We start from the raw sequence: 20,108 nt of genomic DNA on the forward strand, positions 1-20,108 counted from the left end.
TTATTGAGTGAGGTAAGAGTAAGGTTTAGATTTTAAATAGAATATTGTAAAAAAATGTAACATTAAAAAGATATACAAGATTATCCAATTATAATATAATTTTAAAGGACAGTTTTAAAAAAATTTTCAAAAAACTATTTACAACTAATAATAATTATTATATAATAAAAACATACCAAAGAGGTATTGAAAAGATTGAAACTAAATTTTTAAAAGTTAAAATGGTTTTTAAAAATTTAGAGAAATAAATAAAATTTATGTGTGTGAAAATAGAGGAGGAAATTAAAATGAAAAAATTTATTTGTACAGTATGTGGATACATTCATGAGGGAGATATGGCACCAGAAAAATGTCCAGTATGTGGAGTTGGAGCTGATAAATTCAAAGAGCAAGTTGGAGAAATGGCTTGGGCTGACGAACACAGAATCGGAGTTGCACAAGGTGTTGACGAAAGAATAATCGAAGGATTAAGAGCTAACTTCATGGGAGAATGTACAGAAGTTGGAATGTACTTAGCAATGTCAAGACAAGCAGATAGAGAAGGTAAGCCAGAAGTTGCTGAAGCTTACAAAAGAATAGCTTTCGAAGAAGCTGAGCATGCTGCTAAATTTGCAGAAATGTTAGGTGAAGTTGTAGTAGCTGATACAAAAGCTAACTTACAAGCAAGAGTTGACGCTGAGTTTGGTGCATGTCAAGGTAAAAAAGATTTAGCTACTTTAGCTAAACAATTAAACTTAGATGCAATCCACGACACAGTTCACGAAATGTGTAAAGATGAAGCTAGACACGGAAGAGCTTTCAAAGGATTATTAGACAGATATTTCGCTTAATTTTAAGATAGAATTTTAACCTGTAAATCAAATGATTTACAGGTTTTTTTATTTTCTAAAATTATCTTAAAGGAGTATAATCTTTAGTAAAGAACTAAAGAAAAGGAGTGAGCAAAGTGGAAAAAATAAAATTTGCATATCCAGTAGATTTAGCAAAGGAAGTTTATAATTTCTTTTATTTAAGTGGAACTAATTTAAAAGTTACAGTTGAAGAGTTAGAAGCACTTTTTGAAGTAGCTTATTTTGCTAGTTTAAAGACAGAAGAATTACAACCTATTAAAGTAAGACTTACATATATTAATAAAAATATGCCAGATTTTAATCCACCAAAAAGAATAATGAAAAACAGGTGGTCATACATACGATTTAGAGATGATGTGGAGTTAACTATTTCAAATCTTGTAAAAATAGCTAAGGCTGCTGATCCAGAGGTGACAGCTTTAGCAGTTGATTTTATAAATGGAAAATGGATTATATGGGGAATGATAGACCAAGAAGATTCATATCATAACTTTATATTAAACGAAAGTAGTACAGGTCCAGAAAGACCAGGTGTTTTCTATGTGGATATAGAAGAACTTGCAGAGCTTGTTGTATACAGAGGATATAAACAGATAGCAAGTTTAAAGAAAAGTGTTTTAATAAATAATCAGATTGATGTTTTTAAGGATGGAATTGTTATAGAAAAGCTTCAAGAATACATATACGAGTACATAATGAAGGTTGAAGATAGAACTGATGATGAAGTTTATGGAAGTAGAGATAGTTGGAATAATATATTAAAGCAAAAATGGGTATCAATTATATGTAGAATACTTATAAATATAAAAGAATACAGACATGGTGGAGCTATATTAATTGATAATAGTATTTTTGAGGAAGATTTAAATATAAAATATAATATTTTATATGATAGACTAGGAAAACAAATGTTAGAGTATGGGGAAAGTTTAGTTAAGCTAAATTATTTAGAGGATAGAATATTTGATCAGATAATGGGAAACAGTAGGGCTGGAATCTCTAATTTATTAATAAATAAGAAGGATTGCACAGTAATAGATGTTAAAGAGTATGAGAATAGTATAAGTGGAGCAATAAAATACATTTCTTCATTAAGTTGTGTTGATGGATTAGTTTTAATGAATTCAAAATTTGAAGTAAATGGTTTTGGTGTAGAAATATTATGTAATGAAAAACCTCCTAGAATTTATATTGCAAATGATTCAAGGGGAAGATTTTTAAAAGAGGTTCACTATGAGCATTTTGGAACAAGGCATAGATCAATGATGAGATATTGTTATAAGAAACCTAACAGTATAGGATTTGTTATTTCACAGGATGGTGATATTAGAGTTATTATGAATAAAGATAATAATATTATCTTATGGAATAATATAAAAATATTAAATAATAACCATTAAAGATTATATTTTGTAAATATAATCTTTTTTTACGTTACAGTTCGCGATATAATGTAAAATATAAGAAAATAGAGAAGAAAATGGGTGGTGGGAGTGTGAAGTTATCAAAAAGAATAGGAATTGTATATGCTATTTCATTGATAGCAAGTGTCGTTATATGTATCTGCTTTTATATAGGGTTTAAAAGTGGAGCAGATGAAGGGGAAAGATTGAGAGCTAGTGAGATATCGACAGGAGCAGCTCATACATTTGAACGACTATTAGTTAAAAATAGAGAGGAAATAAATTTATATAAAAAAATAGTAGAGAATAACTATACTGAAGATAATGAAGATAAAAAAATTGAAACGAAAGGGGAGCTTAATAAAACAATATTTTTAGTAAATACTAAAAATAGTAATATGATGAAGATAAGTGATGATAGTGAAAAGATTAATAACAATGTGATAAATAGTATAAAGGATGTAATTAATAGAGACTTAGGAAGTAAAAGTGGTATAACTAAGTTTGGAAATGAAGCTTTTTTATTAGCGTATACACCAATTGACATAGGAAATTATAATTATCTAGTATCAGTGACTAAATTTGATAATAAAGTTAAAGAGTATATTGGAAAAAGTACAGATTCAGAAATAAATATATATTTAGAAAAACCACTATTAAAAAGAGAAGTTTATAAAACAAAAGATAAAGAGAGAGAGCATTTATTTTTAGAGGAAGATAGCAAAATATATAGCTTTATAGAAGTTAATGAATTAGGAAATGAAAATAAAATATATATTGAGGTAGTTGTAACTAAGGAAGTTCAAAAAACAATAACTAAAAACTTTGGATTATTTATGGTTTTATTAATGATTGTAACAATAATTATTAATATGTGCTTATATATTTTTATTCAAAAAACAGTTATAAAAAGAGTAGTGGGTTTAAGCAAAAAATTAACAAACGTGGATATTAGAAAGTTAGATTTAGAAGGTCTAAATGAAGATAAATATAAAGATGAAATTTCAAATTTGACTAATGTTATAAAAAATCTTTTAAAAAGTTCAAATCACACAAATAAAGAGTTGAAAGCTTATTCGGAAGAAATGAAATATTTAGCTAACTTTGATGAACTAACATCAGTTTATAATAGAAGAAAATTAACAGAATGTATTGATGACCTTATTAGATGTAATGAGGAATTTTCATTCTATTTTATAGATTTGGATAATTTTAAAAAGGTAAATGACACTGTAGGTCATGATTATGGAGATAGATTATTATTAGAAGTTGCTAATGATTTGATTAAGATATCATCAAAAGATATAAAAATAGGAAGATTTGGTGGAGATGAATTTGCTTTAATTAGAATAGGTAAATTATCAGAAGAAGAAGTTGAAAAGTTTGCAGAGCTTGTAATAAAACAAATTTCTAAAATTTATGAGTTTAAGAAATTTTATTTTAAATTAAATATTAGTATGGGAATAGCTATATATCCTTTCAATGGACGAGATGTACAAACTATTATAAAGAATGCAGATATAGCAATGTATAATAGTAAGCTTATAGAGGGAAATAAATTTACTATATTTAAGAAAACTCTTTTAGAAGATTATTTAATGGAAGAAAAATTAAATAATGCAATAAAAGAAAAGAAACTAATTAATTATTATCAACCTATTTACAGTGTTGAAACAAAGGAAATTACAGGTGTAGAAGCTTTAGTCAGATGGAAGGAAGAAAATGAAATTATATTCCCAGATAAGTTTATCCCAATAGCAAAAAGAAATGGAGTTATTATAGATATAGATAAAAATGTATTTGAAAATGCATGTATCTTTAGTCATGAATATAGTGCTTTATATGGAACAGTAATTGATATATCGGTGAATATATCATATGGATTATTGACTAGACCTGATTTTGTAGATTTTGTGGTAGAAATAGTTGAAAAATATAAGATACCTAAAAATAATATTAAGTTAGAAATTACTGAAGATGAAATTTTAGAAGATATCAATTATGTAATAGATATACTTAAAAAGCTTAGATTAAAAGGGTTCTTAATATCTTTAGATGATTTTGGTGTTGGATATTCATCCTTTAATTACGTAAAAAATTTACCACTAGATGTTATAAAGATAGATAGAAGTTTAATCTTGAATATACAAGAAGATAAAAAAACATTAGCAATTATAGATACACTAATAGATTTAGCACAAATATTAGAATTAAAAGTGACCTGTGAAGGAATAGAAAATGAGATACAGTTAAATTTATTAAAAGATTTAAAATGCGACAATTTACAAGGATACTTCTTCAGTAAACCGATACCTAAAGAAGATGTATTAAATTATATAGAGAAGTTTAATAAGTCATCACATATTTAATGTGGTGGCTTATTTCTATAGAAATGCAATTACTATAGTTACAAATTTAAATTTTAAATCATACAATATAAAATAATAAGCAAGAGTGGGAGAGAAAAATGATTGAAATTAGTTTATGTATGATAATAAAAAATGAAGAAAATATCTTAAAGAGATGTTTAGATAGTGTGAAAGATTTTGTAGATGAAATAATAATAATAGATACAGGTTCAACAGATAAATCAAAGGAAATAGCGAGTGAATATACAGAAGCGATATATGACTTTGAATGGTGTGATGATTTTAGCAAGGCAAGAAATTTTGCATTTAGTAAGGCTACAAAGGAGTATATATTTTGGCTAGACGCAGATGACTATATAACTGAGGAAAATCTCAAGGAACTTATAAAGTTAAAGGAAACTATGAATAAAGAGTTAGATGCGGTATCAATGCATTACTCATTAAGTAGAGATGAAAAAGGAAATACAACATATTCTTTAAGAAGAAATAGATTAGTTAAAAGAAGCTTAGATTTTAAATGGATAGGAAGAATTCATGAATATCTAGAGGTATCAGGAAGAATGTTTCACAGTGATATATCTGTGCATCATGGAAAGGATAAACCACATACAAATAGGAATATAGCTGTATTTAGGCTAATGGAGCAAAACAATGAGGAATTTACAACAAGGGATAGATTTTATTTTGCAAATGAGCTTTATTATAATGCTAAATATGAAGAGGCGATTGAACAATATAGAGCATTTTTAGATAGTGGAAAAGGGTGGATAGAAGATTTAAAGACGGCGACAGCGAATTTGATACAATGTTATAATGCTATAGGTAAGGGCGATAAAACAATAGAGGTTATTTGTGACAGTTACAAGTGGGGGATACCTAGAGCGGATATTTGTTGTAGAGCAGGAGAATATTTTATAGGAAAAAATGATTACAAGACAGCAATATTCTGGTATAAGGCAGCAATGCTTTGTGAACCAGAAGAGGGGTATATGGGGATTAATATAAAAGAGTACTATACATGGATTCCGAGTATACAACTTTGTGTTTGCTACTCTAATTTAGGAGATATTGAAACAGCAAATTACTACAATGAGATGACTGCAATATATGTTCCAAATTCACCAAAGGTTGAATATAATAGGAATTACTTAAATGGAAAATTTAAAGAGAGAAACTTAAAAGTGCCTAAATATAAACATGTATTAAGAAGAAATAATGAAGATTTCAATTCATAAAAAATATGTCGCATATCATTTAAATATGCGACATATTTTTTTATAGTAAATTCAAAATTTCTTTTTTTAATTCAGTAAAATATTTATTATCACGAAAATCAGCGACAATGGATTCTTTTTCTGTCGGAGAATCCAATATTTTATCTGTCACACAAGTTGGGAATTCTAAAAATGAATCTGTTACATTACCTTTAGAATCTAATTTTAAAATTGTTGGAATACGAACATCACCAGTTAAGCTTTTAAGCAAATCTTCATTACCTTCTTTATCAAAAAATTTTATTGAAATATTAGGATTGCTTTTTGTAAGCTTAAGTAAAACTGGTACAACTGTTGCAGCATCTTTACAACGTGTCATTGAAAAGACTGCAATATTTAAAGGTGAATCACTAATGTTTGAAGCAGGTTCACTATGAATAGGTGATTTTTCATAAAATTCTTTATTCATTTTTTTATCTTCAGCAGTTCCAAGCTTCATGTATTCATCATAATTAAGACCATTTTTAAAATTTAACATAATATCACTCCCTTGAGATTATAATACAAAAAAATAAAAGTAAAAACAATAGTAATAAATGTATAAAAATGGTAAAATTGAGGGGGTGATTTTATGAGAAAAACAAAAATATTATTAAGTGTATTGGTTGTTTCAAGTTTAGTTGGGTGTGGAAATGAAAAGATTTTATCAAAATATGAAAAAGGCGATGTTATAAGTGTTCTAGCAGGAGACATAGGAGATAGGACAGTTTATAAGGATGGCGAGGAAATTGTATATTTAAAAGACAAGGATGAATTTAAAGAAAGTAAAGATGCAATTTTAGTACTAAATAAAGATAAGGACAAGGTTACAGTAATAGAAAAGGCAGAAGAAGGCTTTGTTATAGGTATGAGAGAGGTTATAGATGACCTTTTAATTTGGGAAGAATATGAGGAAAAAGAAACTGACATTAAGTATAAAATAAAATGTAGAAAATTAGATTCAGAAGAGGTTTTTTTAGTAAAAGAAGCTGGGCTTGAAAATATGGATTATAGCGTCTTTTTTGATGTTCGTTATAATGGAAAAGATATAGCTTATAGATTTGTTGAGTTTGATAAACAAATAGTAGAGACATATAATCTAGAAACAAAGGAAACAAAGGTTCAACATATGGTAGAACGTAAGGGAGCTGTTGATAAGAATAATGAATTAAAAATGGGTGAAGATATTTCAGTAATTGATTTAAATAAAGAATATATAACTTTTGCAGAAAATACTACTAATGAAAAGAACCTTTATTATTATAAGCTTTCAGAAAAGCCAAAGGTTATTAAAAGTTTTACGGGTTGTAAAATAAGAGAAACTTTTTTAAGCGATAATTATATTTATTTAAATTGCTCTAAAGGAAAAACAGGTCTTGAGCATATAAAAAGTGTGAATTTAAAAACACTAGAAGAAAAGGTTTTAATTACAGGAGATGACCTAAAGAAAGTTTATAAAGATTATAGTATAGATAGTGATTCTGTTTATATAGAAAGTGTGACTGATGAAACTATAAAATTAAAAACAAATACAGACAAAAGTTTTATATATAATATAAGTGATAATAAGATAGAAGAAGTTAAAAAGTAATAAGAATGGAGCTACCTTTAGACAAAATAAGGTAGCTTTTGTGATATAATGGATAAAAATGGGAGGGATAAAATGAAGGAGAATATACTTATAATTGAGGATGATAGTGATATAAATGAATTGCTTAAAGATATGTTAGTTGACAATGGGTATGAAGCTCAAAGTGCATATTCAGGAACAGAAGGACTTTTACAATTAAAGCTAAACAAGTTTGATTTAGTTTTATTAGATTTAATGTTGCCAGGAAAAAGTGGTGATGAAATATTAAGTTTAATTAGAGGAGAAAGTGATATTCCTGTAATTATAATATCTGCAAGAGAAGAGATTGGATTAAAGGCGAAAATCCTTAGATTAGGAGCAGATGATTTTGTAAGTAAGCCTTTTGATATAGATGAGGTTTTAGCAAGGATAGAAGTAAACTTAAGAAGAAATATGAAAAGTATCTGTAGTGAAGAGGTAAAAAGATATAAGGAAATAAACCTATATAGTGAGAGTAGAACAGTTTGTGTTAATGAAGAAGAGGTTAAATTAACCCAAATAGAATTTGATATATTAAATCTTATGATATTACATCCAGATAAGGTTTTTTCAAAAGGAAATTTATTTAAAAGTATTTGGGGAGAAGATTTTATCTCTGATGATAACACTATAACAGTTCATATAAGTAATTTAAGAACCAAGCTTAAAAAAGCAGGTGCAAAAGAGAAATACATAGGAACTATATGGGGAATTGGGTACAAGCTAAATGCAAATTAAGACTTTCTTAAGACTTTCTTTGAGGTTACTTAGAAGTTTATAGCTATTATAGAACTAAAGAAGGAGGTAGAAAAATTATGAGTTATGTTATAAAAACAAAAAATTTAAATAAGAAGTATAAAGATAAAGAGGTTCTTAGGGATATAAATATAAATATCGAAAAAGGGCAAGTATATGGATTGATTGGAAAAAATGGAGCTGGTAAAACTACTTTAATGAGAATAATAAGTGGATTATCTAATTTAAATGGTGGTGAACTAGAACTTTTTGGACAGACAAAAGGATTGATTAAGAGCAGAAAAAGGATAGGAGTATTAATAGAAACACCAGCCTTCTTTGATGATTTAGATGCATATAAGAACTTAGAAGTTTTAAGAAGAGCAAAAGGAATTCCAGGAAAGGAATGTGTAGAAGAAAAACTAAAGTTAGTTGGATTAATAGATGTTAAGGGGAAAAATATAAGCCAATATTCTTTAGGAATGAAGCAAAAGCTAGGGCTTGCTATGGCACTTTTAACAGACCCAGAAATTCTTATATTAGATGAACCAACAAATGGATTAGACCCAATGGGAATAGTAAATATGAGAGAGCTATTAAAAAGGCTTAATAAAGAAAAAGGAATAACTATATTAATATCAAGTCATATATTAAATGAGCTAAGTCAAGTTGCAACAGTTTATGGAATAATGAAGGATGGAGAGTTAATTGAAGAGGTAAGCCTTAAAGAATTAGAGGAAAAATCAAAAAAGGCATTAGAAATAATTGTAGATAATCCAGAGAAATGTACATGGGTTTTAGAAAATATATTAAATATAAAAGATTACACAGTCTTAGATAAAAATATTATAAGAATCTATGAAAGAATAGATGAAGGTGCTGTTATCAATAAGGAATTAGCATTAGAGAATGTATTTATAAGTAAGATGGGTGTAGTTGGAGAAAGCCTAGAAAACTATGTACTAAATGCTATGGAGGGAATAGAAAATGCTTAATTTGTTAAAGGGTGACTTATATAGGTTATTTCATAGTAAGTATTATAGAAATGCTTTTATTGCCACAATAGTCATAGGAATAGTTGCTATACTGTTAGGTGAAGTTAGAATTATGAGTTTTACAACGCCAGAAGGAATACAGTATGGCTTTAATATAGGTGCAGAATATGGTGAGAATTATTTAGAGTTTTTAAAATCAGCATTAGGTGCATCTATTTGTATGTATATAGTGGGAATATCTTTAACTTCATCAATTATGATAAATAAAGCTAATAATGGAAGCTTAAAAAATATAGTATCTTATGGATATGAAAGATGGAAAATATTAAGCTCAAGTGTTATTTCATTAATAATAGGGATGGCTATGTTAATAGTAATAAATTTTGCAATAGTAATGACAGGATATATTATTTTAGGAAGACCGACAGGTGTTACAATTGAATTATTATATTTGACAGTAAAATCAATAGGAGCATATATATTGATTTGTGGAACAAGCATTAGTATATATGGAGTAATAACTTTTTTACTACCAAGTGCATCAATAATATCAATACTTGCAGTAGTAGAAATTTGGGGATTAACTATGGTAGGGCATATGTTACCAGAATCATACGTGAATTTTATTCCAATATTATTATTAAGAAATTTAGCTAGTGGATTAGAAAATATAAGCTTTATTACAATAGCTTTTTGGATGATATTAATGATAGTGGTAGTTTTAGATATAGGTAGAATGATATTTAATAAGTTTGAAATAAGATAGAAATGTGAAGGAGAGAAGATGATTATTTTAGTTTTTATATTAGGGATAGTAGTAGTTATTTTACTCTCCTATATAATTTTTATGAAGAAAGAAATTAAAAATATATCAAAGCAATTAGATGAATATAATAATCATGAAGTAGATAAAAAGTTAGATATAAATTTAATAAATAAAGAAATAGAAGTATTGGCAGAAAGCATAAATAAACATATAGATGTATCAAAGGAAATGAAGCTAGAGGAAGTAAGAAGAAAAGAAGAGTTAAAAGAGATGATATCAAATATTTCTCACGATTTAAGAACACCATTAACATCTATAATTGGTTATGTTCAAGTTATAAAGTTAAAGAATGAAAAAGATGAAAAGAAAAAAGAGTATCTTGATAAAATTGAGAAGAGAGCAAAAGATTTAAAGAAAATGTTAGATGACTTTTTTAGATTATCTGTTGTAGAAAATGAAAGTTATAAAATAGAATTAGAAAAAATAAATTTAAGCAATATAGTATGTAACAAGATAGTAGATTTCTATGATGATTTTAAGAATTTAGGGATAGAACCAAATATTAAGGTAGAAGAAGAGGTTTGGTGTTTAGGAAATATAAGTGAGACAGAAAGAATTTTAGAAAACATTTTATCAAATGCTTTAAAGAACACCACAGGACAGGTGTCAGTTGAATTAGGATATAATAAGGATTATGCAGAATTGATTGTCTCAAATTCAAAAAGCGACAAAGAGTTTATAGATGCGACAAAAGTGTTCAACAGGTTTTATAAAGGAAACGACAACAGTAGAAGAGGAAAAAACACAGGAATTGGATTATCGATTGTTAAAGAAGTAGTTAGAAAAATGAATGGAAACATAAAAGCGACAGTATGTGACAATAGATTTGAATTAAACTGTCGGTTTAAAAGAGTGGAATAAAATACTTATTGAAAAACAAAGAAGTCTGTCGCTCGACAGACTTCTTTTAAATAGAAAAATGCAGTTGTAGCTTCAGATAAAGTTAAAATGTTATCTGAGTAGAAGTATAGTTATAGAGTACATAAATCTTTAGAAAGACTGAAATAAGCAAATTTAGGATAAAGATTTAGTTGCAACAATATTTGAACCAGTACCTAAAACATTTTCTATTATAATATGACCAGATTTAATTGGAAGAGCGACAGAAACTTTATTTATTTCTTTTATAATATCAAATATCATTTCTTTTGGAATTGGCGCATCTGTTTTGACAGGTAAAACAATATTGTCGCAATTTTGTATTTTAACAGTAGATGTGACAATTCTTGTAGGATTTTTCACTTCATTTAATCCATATACTTTTCCACGAGGACAACTATTACCTGTGACAGTTTCATTTTCAGTAGCTACTGTTAAGTGACAGCCTTTAGGGCAAACAATACAAATTAATTCTTTTAGCATAAATTTTCACCATCCTCTAATGATATTGTTAAAGTTCCAATAGCTTTAGTTAAATTGTCTTTTAAAATTGTGATTCTCTCCATTTCAGCAGGAGCAACGTGAGGTTTTTTGAATTTCTGGATTAAATTCCCTTTAGAATCACGAACAACTATAAATTTATCCTTAAAGACATTACGAACTCTCATAAAGATGGAAAGACCAGAAGAAAGAGAATCTATTTCAAACTTTTGAGGGACAGTATATGAGATATTTGTCCCATTTTGTATTTCTATGAAATTATTTGACCTTCTTTTACCTTTGATATACCTTGCAGCATTAATTCCAGCATTTTTTGATTCCTCTGTTACAAAGTCTACTAAATCATGAACATGAACTACGTTACCACAAGCAAATATTCCGTCTTTATTTGTTTCCATGCTTTCAGAAACTATAAGTCCATTAGTTCTCATATCAAGGTCTACACCTGCATTTTTAGATAATTCATTTTCAGGAATTAATCCAACTGATAGAAGAAGGGTATCTACATTAAATTCTATTTCACTTCCTTTTATTGGAGCAAATTTTTCATCAACCTTTGAAATTATAACTTTTTCTAAACGTCCATCACCAATAACATTAGTAACTGTATGAGATAAATATAAAGGAATATTATAATCTTCTAAGCATTGAACAATATTTCTAGTTAATCCATTTGAGTAAGGCATAAGCTCAACAACGGCTAAAACTTCAGCACCTTCAAGTGCCATTCTTCTTGCCATAATAAGTCCAATATCTCCTGAACCTAATATAAGAACTTTTTTACCAACCATTTTTCCTTCCATATTAATAAATCTTTGAGCAGCACCTGCTGTAAAAATTCCAGAAGGTCTATCACCAGGAATTGAAATTGCACCTCTAGTTCTTTCACGGCAACCCATAGCTAGAATTATAGCCTCTGCATTTAAAGTCAAATAACCATTTTTAGAATTTATAGCGTGAACAACCTTTTCTTCCACTTCTAAAACCATAGTGTCTAGCATAACTTCAATATCTGTATTATTTACTAAGTTTATAAATCTTTCTGCATATTCAGGACCAGTAAGCTCTTCTTTAAATGTATGAAGACCAAAACCGTTATGAATACATTGATTTAAAATACCACCAAGTTCAATATCCCTTTCAATAATTAAAATATCTTTAACTCCATTATTATAAGCCTCATAAGCAGCAGCAAGCCCTGCAGGTCCTCCACCTATTACGATTAAATCATATTTTTTCATATACATTGCCTCCTACTTTGTTTTTCCTACTATAATATAAGAATCTTTTTTATCTAAAAGAATATTTTCAATATCCATATTTTTTTCTCTTGAAATAATTTCTTGAACACGAGGTCCACAGAAACCACCTTGGCATCTACCACATCCAGGTCTACATCTTCTTTTAACTCCATCAATAGTTGTAGCACCAAGAGTTCTATTTATACTATCTACAATTTCTCCTTCAGTTATGTTTTCACATCTGCAAATAACACGACCATATCGCGAATCTTTCTTTATAAGTTCTATTTTTTCTTCCTTAGAAAGCTCCATAAAGTGAATTTGCTTTCTTTCTTCAATAAAATTCTCTTTTTTATCTAAAATTAAACCTGAAGCTTTAAGCATTTCTACTATATCAACAGCAATAGCTGGTGCAGAAGTTAAACCAGGAGATTTTATACCAGAGGCATTAAAAAATCCTTTAACATCACTTTCACCAACTATGAAGTCAGGGTAGTTTGCTATAGCACGAAGTCCAGCAAAGTTCCTTATATTTTCTCTGAAATTTATAAGATTAGTAGTTTTAAGTGAAGTTTCTTTAATCTCATTTAAACCACTAGCTTCAGTAGAAACTGAGTCTTTATCCATAGTGTCAATCGCATTAGGACCTACTAAAAGATTTCCATGAACAGTAGGAGTAACTAAAACACCTTTTCCAAGAGAAGAAGGGCATTGGAATATAGTATGATTAAATAAATTTCCTTGGCTTTTATCTAAAACAAAATATTCACCTTTTCTTGGTGTAATTCTAAACTTTTCATTAGAAATAAGATTATTAATATCATCAGCATGAACACCAGCTGCATTTACAATATAATTACACTCTATAATATCTCCATTTTCTAAAGTGATTTTAAAGGTATCAGACTTTTCAATATTTACAACTTTAGAATTTAATCTAAGTTCACCACCGTTATCAATAGCATTTTCAGAAAGAGCAATAGTAAATTCATAAGCACCTACAATTCCACCAGTAGGACAATGTAATCCACAATAAACATCTTTATTTATACTAGGTTCTAATTTTAAGACTTCCTCTCTAGATAAAAGTTTTAAGTTTGGTACATTGTTTAAAAGACCTCTATTATAAAGAAGTTCCAATTCTTTCTTATCATCTTCATTAAATCCAATAATAAGTGAACCATTTCTTTTAAATGGAACAGATAGTTTCTTGCAAAGTTCCTCAAACATTTCATTTCCTAAAACATTATATTTTGCCATAAGTGTTCCAGGCTCTGGGTCATAACCAGAATGGACAATAGCTGAATTTGCTTTTGAACATCCCATAGAAACATCAGTTTCTTTTTCCAAGCAAAGAATTTTTAATTTATACTTAGAAAGTTCTCTAAATATTGAACCTCCAACAACTCCTGAACCAATAATAACTACATCATAAATCATTTATATCGCTCCTTTTATCAAAAAATAAAAGAGCTAACTCAAAAAGGACATAACAATGCCTTCCTGTGTTTAGCTCTACTTTCTCTTCTTACACAAAAATAAAATTTGTTTATTAACTTAAAACCATTGTATCATAATAATGAAAACATTTCCATTATTTTTACGTAAATTAATCATCTAACTCCCATGATTTTGCACGACTAACAGCTTTCTTCCATTTTTTATAGTACTTATTTCTATCTTCTTCAGAAACAGTAGGATTAAATTCCTCACTAGCGAACCAAAGTTTAGAAATGGTTTCTTTATCTTCCCAATAACCAACAGCAAGACCTGCTAAGTATGCAGCACCAAGAGCGGTAGTTTCAGTTATGATAGGGCGAACTACTTTTTTACCAACTAAGTCAGATTGGAATTGCATAAGGAAAGAGTTTTGACTTGCTCCACCATCAACTTTAATAGAATTTATATCATAACCAACATCTTCAATCATAGCCTCAAGTACATCACGAGTTTGATAAGCAATAGATTCAAGAGAAGCTCTTATAATATGATTTCTATTAGTACCACGAGTTAATCCAAAGATACTTCCTCTAGCATACATATCCCAATGAGGAGCACCAAGTCCAACAAAGGCAGGAACAACATAAACACCACCATTATCCTTAACTTTAGATGCAAAATATGCAGTATCACTAGAATCAGTTATTATTCTTAATTCATCACGAAGCCATTGAATAACGGCACCACCAACAAAAACTGAACCTTCTAAGGCATATTGAACCTTTCCATCAAGACCAATAGCAATAGTAGTTAAAAGACCGTTTTTACTTTGAACAAGTTCTTCACCAGTATTCATTAATAGGAAGCAACCAGTTCCATATGTGTTTTTAACATCTCCTTTATTAAAGGCAGCTTGACCAAAAAGTGCAGCTTGTTGATCTCCAGCTATTCCAGAGATAGGAACTCTAATGCCACCCTTAGAACCTAAGTTTGCATGTCCATAAACTTCAGAAGAGTTTTTAACTTCAGGAAGCATTGATTTAGGAATATCTAGAATTTCTAGCATTCTTTCATCCCACTCTAAAGTTTGGATATTAAACAGCATAGTTCTAGAAGCATTAGTATAGTCAGTTACATGAACTTTTCCACCAGTAAGCTTCCATACAAGCCATGTATCAACAGTACCAAATAAAAGGTCGCCATTCTCAGCCTTTGTACGAGCACCCTCTACGTTATCTAAAATCCACTTTACTTTAGTTCCAGAGAAATATGCATCTAAAACAAGACCGGTATTTTCACGAATATAATCTTCATGACCTTGTTCTTTTAAGTTATCACAAATTTCAGCAGTTCTTCTACATTGCCATACAATAGCATTATAGATAGGCATTCCAGTATGCTTATCCCATACGATAGTTGTTTCTCTTTGATTTGTAATTCCAATAGCTGCAATATTTTCTTGAGTTATATTTGTTTTAGCCATAACTTCTTGAAGTACACTATATTGGGTAGCCCAAATTTCCATAGGGTCATGTTCAACAAAACCTTCCTTTGGGTAAATTTGATTAAATTCTTTTTGACTGACACCAATAATATTTTGCTCTTTATCAAAAATTATTGCTCTTGAACTTGTTGTTCCTTGGTCTAAAGCTACTACATATTTATTCATACAATCACCTCATAAATTTTTTTACATGTACCAAATATTTTCTCTAGTTGTAGATACGCAAGTTGCACCTGCATTTAGTGCATCTATTACATCTTCTTTATCTGAAATTAATCCACCGACTATGAGTGGTTTATTTATTGTATTTGATAATTTAGTTATTATTTTAAATAAAAGCCCAGGCAACATCTCAACAGCATCACAATCTGATACTAAATGATTTGATGCACCTTCAAAAGAAAGACTATCTAACATAAATACTCTTTGAATAGCTATAAAGCCTAATTTTTTAGCAGCTCTTATTGTTGGAGCCTTTGTACTAATAATACCTCTAAAAGTAGTTTTCTCTTTTAAATATTGTAGAGCAATTTCTCTATTAGTTAATCCATCAACTAAATCTATGTGTAAAATTCCAACTTTTTTAGAGTCAGAAATCTTTTTAGAGATAGTAACTACATCTAATACATTTCCAAAAAGCACAAAAATTACATTAACATCTGTTTTTAAGGCATTATCTAATTGTTTCATATCCTTAACAGCGGCAACAATTGGATTATCCTCAAGAATTCTTTTAAAGTTTAACATTAAATAGTCCCCCTAAGTTTTAAAAATATTTGTATAAACTAAAGTTCCACAAATAATACCTAAGATAGGTATTATAACTGGAATTAAGGAATATCTTTAACTAGAATAACACTTATTCTTTAAAGATAAAAGAAAATGAGAGTTAAACAAAATAAGGCAAATAGGCCTTGAGTTTAACTCTCTATAAAACAAGTTTTAAAAAACATATACATACAAATTATTACAATTGAAGTATAACATACTATGTAATTGTTTTCAATAATTTTAGAAAATAAATATATTCTTAATAAAGATATATAATATGGTGAATTATTAAGAATATATATATGATATATTGTAGATAAAGAATTAATTTAAGATAGGAGTTGAAGTAGGGGTGATTTTTTCTAGTTTAGATTTTAATGATAAAGAACCTATATATAAACAGATTGAAAATTATATAAAGAATATGATAGATGAAAAGATGATAGCTGGAAATGGGAAATTGCCTGCAACAAGAGAGCTTGGGCGTATATTAGGAGTAAGTAGAAACTCTGTAATTACAGCCTATGAAAATTTAGAAGGTGAAGGCGTTTTATATACAGTTAAAGGAAAAGGAACATTTGTTACACCAATAAAGTCAGATATTAAGGAAAAATGGAGTATTTCCTGGGAAAATAAACTTAATAGATATGGAAAAGTAGCAAATGAATTAGATATAGTAAAGAATGAGATACCTTGGGAGAGAGGAATAATTTCCTTCAAAAGTATATCTCCAGATGGAGCATTATTTAATATAGAAGAATTAAAGAAATCCTTTTTAAATAGAATTTCAATAGAGGAACATAGAATTTTAAATTATGGATATGCAAAAGGATATAAACCATTAATAGATTGGTTATTAGAATATATGAAAAAGAAGGGTGTGGACGTAAGAGGAAAAGATATTCTAATAACGAATGGATTTACAGAAGGATTAGATATGATTTTATCAGCATTCACAAAAGAAGGAGATAAAATTATCTGTGAAAACCCAACTCATAATACTGCTATAAAAATTATGAAAGCAAATGGAATAGATATAGTAGGAATAAAGATGAATGATGATGGAATAGATGAAAAAGAGTTAAGAGAACATTTAGAAAAAGAAGATATTAAGTTTGGATATTTGATTCCTTCATATCATAATCCAACAGGACTTGTAATGAAGGGAGAAAAAAGAAAAGAAGTTTATGATATATTTAAAGAATATAATGTTCCTATATTAGAAGATGGATTTAGTGAGGAATTACTATATAATAGTACACATTTATCTCCAATAGCATCTTTTGACGTAAATGGAAGTGGAGTAATATATTTATCAAGCTTTTCAAAAATACTTTTCCCAGGACTTAGAATAGGATGGATATTAGGGGATAAGAAGTTAATAAATCTTTTAGAGAGCGTTAAAAGATGTAAGAACATTCATACATCCTTCTTAGACCAAGGGATATTATATGAGTATTTAAAAGAAGGTTATTTTGATAAAAATATAAAAAAGGTAAAGAAGGCATATAAAGAAAAATATAAGTTTGCAGTAAACTGTATAAAAAAATATATAAAGCCTAAAAAAATATGGGGCGAAGGTGGACTACATATTTATATAGAGCTTGATAATATAAATAGTAGAGAACTTTTAGAGAAATGTTATAAAAAGAAAGTGATTTTTACACCAGGAGATATATTTTCAATGGATTCAAGTTCAGATAATGCATTTAGAATTGGATTACCTAGAGTAAGTGTAGAAGAAATAGAAGAAGGAATAAAGATAATTGGAGAAACAGTAAAAGAGATGTTATAATTGAAGATATTTTTTTAGGAGGATGAGATGATGTTTACAACTGAAGAACTAATGGTAATAAAAGAGGCACTGAAAGTTGCAGATGCAGAGTATATGAAACAGATAGAAGAAGCACAAGGAAAAGGAAGAGTAGCTATAAATAAAAAGCAAAAGAAATTATGGTTAGTACAAAATAAACTAAACAAGATAATAGAAGAAAATAAATAGAACTAAAAAAGATATATACATCTTATATAAGTAGAGATTAAATTTAATATTGTAAAATAACTAGCATTTCAAAAAAGTGCTAGTTATTTTTTTAGTGATATATCTACACAGATAATTATTTATAGGAATTTGGATTATTAATAGAAAGATGGACAAAATAATATAGTAATAAAATTTAATGTAAAGAGGTGTTCAAAATGAAACTATTATACATAATAGTAAACTCGAAAAGTGAAGAAGAATCTTCAAGTAGAAAAGTATCAAGAAAATTAGTAGATATGATTAAGCAGTTTCACCCACAATGTGATGTAGAAGAAATTAATCTTTATGAAGACTATATACCAAGACTAGATGCAAAATATTTTAGAGGAAGAAATTGCTCAATACAAAAAAGCTCTGAATTATCAGAAGAAGAAAATAAGGCTGTAGATAGAATACATGAATTAGCAGACCAATTTGTAAAAGCAGATGCATATGTAATAGGTGCACCATTATGGAGTATGTCCTTCCCAAGTCCATTAAAAGAGTATTTAGATTGTATAGTGCAGCATGGAAAAACTATTGAAATCTCAGAAAAAGGATGTAAAGGTCTATTAGGTGATAGAGAAAGAAGAATGATATATGTGCAGTCATCAGGTGGACCACTACCAATGATAATAAAGAAGCAAATGAATCATGGAGTAGAATATGTTAAGGATATAGCACATGCAATGGGAATAGCAAAATTTGAAGAATTATTAGTAGATGGAACAGGCTTTACTAAGGAAAGCAAAATAAAAGCGGAAGAAGAAGGAATGGAAAAAATACTACCATTATTAAAAAGCTTTAGAAAATAAAGATTAAAACTTTCGAAATAAAGCATTATAATAGAAGAAAAAGAATATATCCTAGTTAGTTCTATACAGAAGATTAAATTAGAGCTAACTAGGATATTAAGTTAGGAGAAGAAAATGGAATTAGTAGATATATACGAAGAGTATAAAAAAGTAAACAAAGAATATGTAAAATATAATGAAGCTTTATTAGAAAGTAAATTCACAACAAATGATAATAAAGAAGTAATAGAAACATTAGCTAAATATAAAGAAAAATTTGAAGAGTTAAAAATAAAAAGTGATGAGATAGAAATAGGAAAAGAAGAAGTAGATAATTTAAAAGATCTACAGTATTTAATAGTAGATGCTATTTTTGTATCTTATGACTTAATCAATTTTTATGTAAATGGACATATAGAGAGATTTAAAATGAGAATAACTAACTATATAAATAAAATGAGAAAAGTTGAACATAATCTAATATAGAATAATTAATTTCATTAAAGGAATACTAGAAAAGAGAAGTTCTCAGTTGTGTCCTTTAGAATTTTAGATAGGGATTTTAAGCGAAAGTAGCTTGAAATCCTTGTTTTTTAACAGAAATAGGGATAAATTATAGCACACCTTTCCTAGTGTATCAAGATATAATAAAGATAGAAAAAGAGAGTAAAATAGAGTATTATAAGAATAATTTAGTTCAATAGGAATAAATGAATATGGAATGTCGAAAAATGCGTGTATAATAGTCTATGTTGAGTGGTTAGCGCCACTGAGAAAAACAAAATGGTCTTTGAAAATTGAACAGATTAATATATAAACAAACTTAAACCAGCAATTCTTTTATTAGTAAGTTTTATGAGCAATTTAAGATTAAACTTTTTATTGAGAGTTTGATCCTGGCTCAGGACGAACGC

Annotated in this window: 19 protein-coding genes; 13 read left to right on the forward strand and 6 right to left on the reverse strand. The window is 28.3% G+C overall.

Annotated elements, in window-relative coordinates:
* Positions 1-287: 287 nt before the first annotated feature.
* From ACRC28_RS07305 to ACRC28_RS07320, 4 genes are all read left to right on the forward strand, one after another.
* Positions 288-830, forward strand: coding sequence for an NADH peroxidase (locus ACRC28_RS07305; RefSeq protein ID WP_438542793.1), 543 nt, complete (start codon positions 288-290; stop codon positions 828-830).
* A gap of 116 nt (positions 831-946) precedes the next feature.
* A complete protein-coding gene (locus ACRC28_RS07310; protein WP_438542794.1) occupies positions 947-2,251 on the forward strand; it encodes a putative sensor domain DACNV-containing protein in 1,305 nt (434 codons plus the stop codon).
* 95 nt (positions 2,252-2,346) lie between these two features.
* A complete protein-coding gene (locus ACRC28_RS07315; protein ID WP_438542795.1) occupies positions 2,347-4,623 on the forward strand; it encodes a putative bifunctional diguanylate cyclase/phosphodiesterase in 2,277 nt (758 codons plus the stop codon).
* Between the two features lie 98 nt (positions 4,624-4,721).
* The gene (locus ACRC28_RS07320) at positions 4,722-5,858 is read left to right on the forward strand and encodes a tetratricopeptide repeat-containing glycosyltransferase family 2 protein (protein WP_438542796.1); all 1,137 of its coding nucleotides are present in this window, start codon (positions 4,722-4,724) and stop codon (positions 5,856-5,858) included.
* A 40-nt stretch (positions 5,859-5,898) separates the two neighbouring features.
* On the opposite strand, the gene ACRC28_RS07325 is transcribed toward ACRC28_RS07320, so the two are convergent.
* The gene (locus ACRC28_RS07325; protein ID WP_438542797.1) at positions 5,899-6,375 is read right to left on the reverse strand and encodes a thioredoxin family protein; all 477 of its coding nucleotides are present in this window, start codon (positions 6,373-6,375) and stop codon (positions 5,899-5,901) included.
* 93 nt (positions 6,376-6,468) lie between these two features.
* Here ACRC28_RS07325 and ACRC28_RS07330 point away from each other — a divergent pair, with 93 nt between their 5' ends.
* The 5 genes from ACRC28_RS07330 to ACRC28_RS07350 all read left to right on the forward strand — a co-directional run bounded on the left by ACRC28_RS07330 (position 6,469) and on the right by ACRC28_RS07350 (position 10,902).
* Positions 6,469-7,467 (forward strand): hypothetical protein, encoded by a 999-nt coding sequence (locus ACRC28_RS07330; protein WP_438542798.1) that lies wholly within the window; start codon positions 6,469-6,471, stop codon positions 7,465-7,467.
* 72 nt (positions 7,468-7,539) lie between these two features.
* The gene (locus ACRC28_RS07335; protein ID WP_438542799.1) at positions 7,540-8,223 is read left to right on the forward strand and encodes a response regulator transcription factor; all 684 of its coding nucleotides are present in this window, start codon (positions 7,540-7,542) and stop codon (positions 8,221-8,223) included.
* 77 nt (positions 8,224-8,300) lie between these two features.
* Positions 8,301-9,215: an ABC transporter ATP-binding protein gene (locus ACRC28_RS07340; RefSeq protein ID WP_438542800.1), complete on the forward strand. Its 915-nt coding sequence runs from the start codon at positions 8,301-8,303 to the stop codon at positions 9,213-9,215.
* On the forward strand, positions 9,208-9,981 hold the full coding sequence (locus ACRC28_RS07345) for a hypothetical protein (protein WP_438542801.1): 774 nt from the start codon (positions 9,208-9,210) through the stop codon (positions 9,979-9,981). The genes ACRC28_RS07340 and ACRC28_RS07345 overlap by 8 nt, the downstream gene beginning before the upstream one ends.
* A gap of 18 nt (positions 9,982-9,999) precedes the next feature.
* Positions 10,000-10,902 carry a sensor histidine kinase gene (locus tag ACRC28_RS07350; RefSeq protein WP_438542802.1) on the forward strand — a complete coding sequence of 301 codons (903 nt, stop codon included), beginning with the start codon at positions 10,000-10,002 and terminating at the stop codon, positions 10,900-10,902.
* Between the two features lie 153 nt (positions 10,903-11,055).
* Here the strand turns inward: ACRC28_RS07350 and ACRC28_RS07355 are convergent, their stop codons facing one another.
* The 5 genes from ACRC28_RS07355 to ACRC28_RS07375 form a co-directional block, all read right to left on the reverse strand.
* The gene (locus tag ACRC28_RS07355; protein WP_438542803.1) at positions 11,056-11,403 is read right to left on the reverse strand and encodes a DUF1667 domain-containing protein; all 348 of its coding nucleotides are present in this window, start codon (positions 11,401-11,403) and stop codon (positions 11,056-11,058) included.
* Complete coding sequence (locus ACRC28_RS07360; protein WP_438542804.1) at positions 11,397-12,662, reverse strand: NAD(P)/FAD-dependent oxidoreductase; 1,266 nt, start codon at positions 12,660-12,662, stop codon at positions 11,397-11,399. Before ACRC28_RS07360 ends, ACRC28_RS07355 begins: the two co-directional genes overlap by 7 nt.
* Before the next feature lie 12 nt (positions 12,663-12,674).
* The gene (locus ACRC28_RS07365) at positions 12,675-14,102 is read right to left on the reverse strand and encodes an NAD(P)/FAD-dependent oxidoreductase (RefSeq protein WP_438542805.1); all 1,428 of its coding nucleotides are present in this window, start codon (positions 14,100-14,102) and stop codon (positions 12,675-12,677) included.
* Between the two features lie 169 nt (positions 14,103-14,271).
* Positions 14,272-15,771 (reverse strand): glycerol kinase GlpK, encoded by a 1,500-nt coding sequence (glpK, locus tag ACRC28_RS07370; protein WP_438542806.1) that lies wholly within the window; start codon positions 15,769-15,771, stop codon positions 14,272-14,274.
* 21 nt (positions 15,772-15,792) lie between these two features.
* Positions 15,793-16,353 carry a glycerol-3-phosphate responsive antiterminator gene (locus ACRC28_RS07375; protein ID WP_438542807.1) on the reverse strand — a complete coding sequence of 187 codons (561 nt, stop codon included), beginning with the start codon at positions 16,351-16,353 and terminating at the stop codon, positions 15,793-15,795.
* 379 nt (positions 16,354-16,732) lie between these two features.
* On the opposite strand from ACRC28_RS07375, the gene ACRC28_RS07380 reads away from it, so the two are divergent.
* The 4 genes from ACRC28_RS07380 (at position 16,733) to ACRC28_RS07395 (ending at position 19,680) form a co-directional block, all read left to right on the forward strand.
* Positions 16,733-18,172 (forward strand): PLP-dependent aminotransferase family protein, encoded by a 1,440-nt coding sequence (locus tag ACRC28_RS07380; RefSeq protein WP_438542810.1) that lies wholly within the window; start codon positions 16,733-16,735, stop codon positions 18,170-18,172.
* A gap of 27 nt (positions 18,173-18,199) precedes the next feature.
* A complete protein-coding gene (locus tag ACRC28_RS07385; protein ID WP_438542811.1) occupies positions 18,200-18,379 on the forward strand; it encodes a hypothetical protein in 180 nt (59 codons plus the stop codon).
* A 197-nt stretch (positions 18,380-18,576) separates the two neighbouring features.
* Positions 18,577-19,215: an FMN-dependent NADH-azoreductase gene (locus ACRC28_RS07390; RefSeq protein ID WP_438542808.1), complete on the forward strand. Its 639-nt coding sequence runs from the start codon at positions 18,577-18,579 to the stop codon at positions 19,213-19,215.
* Positions 19,216-19,329: 114 nt separating this feature from the next.
* Positions 19,330-19,680, forward strand: a complete 351-nt coding sequence (locus ACRC28_RS07395; RefSeq protein WP_438542809.1) for a hypothetical protein — start codon at positions 19,330-19,332, stop codon at positions 19,678-19,680.
* Positions 19,681-20,108: the final 428 nt, after the last annotated feature.

Origin of the sequence: Clostridium sp., from assembly GCF_051650885.1 — a bacterium.
In the GTDB taxonomy this organism is placed as follows: domain Bacteria; phylum Bacillota; class Clostridia; order Clostridiales; family Clostridiaceae; genus Clostridium.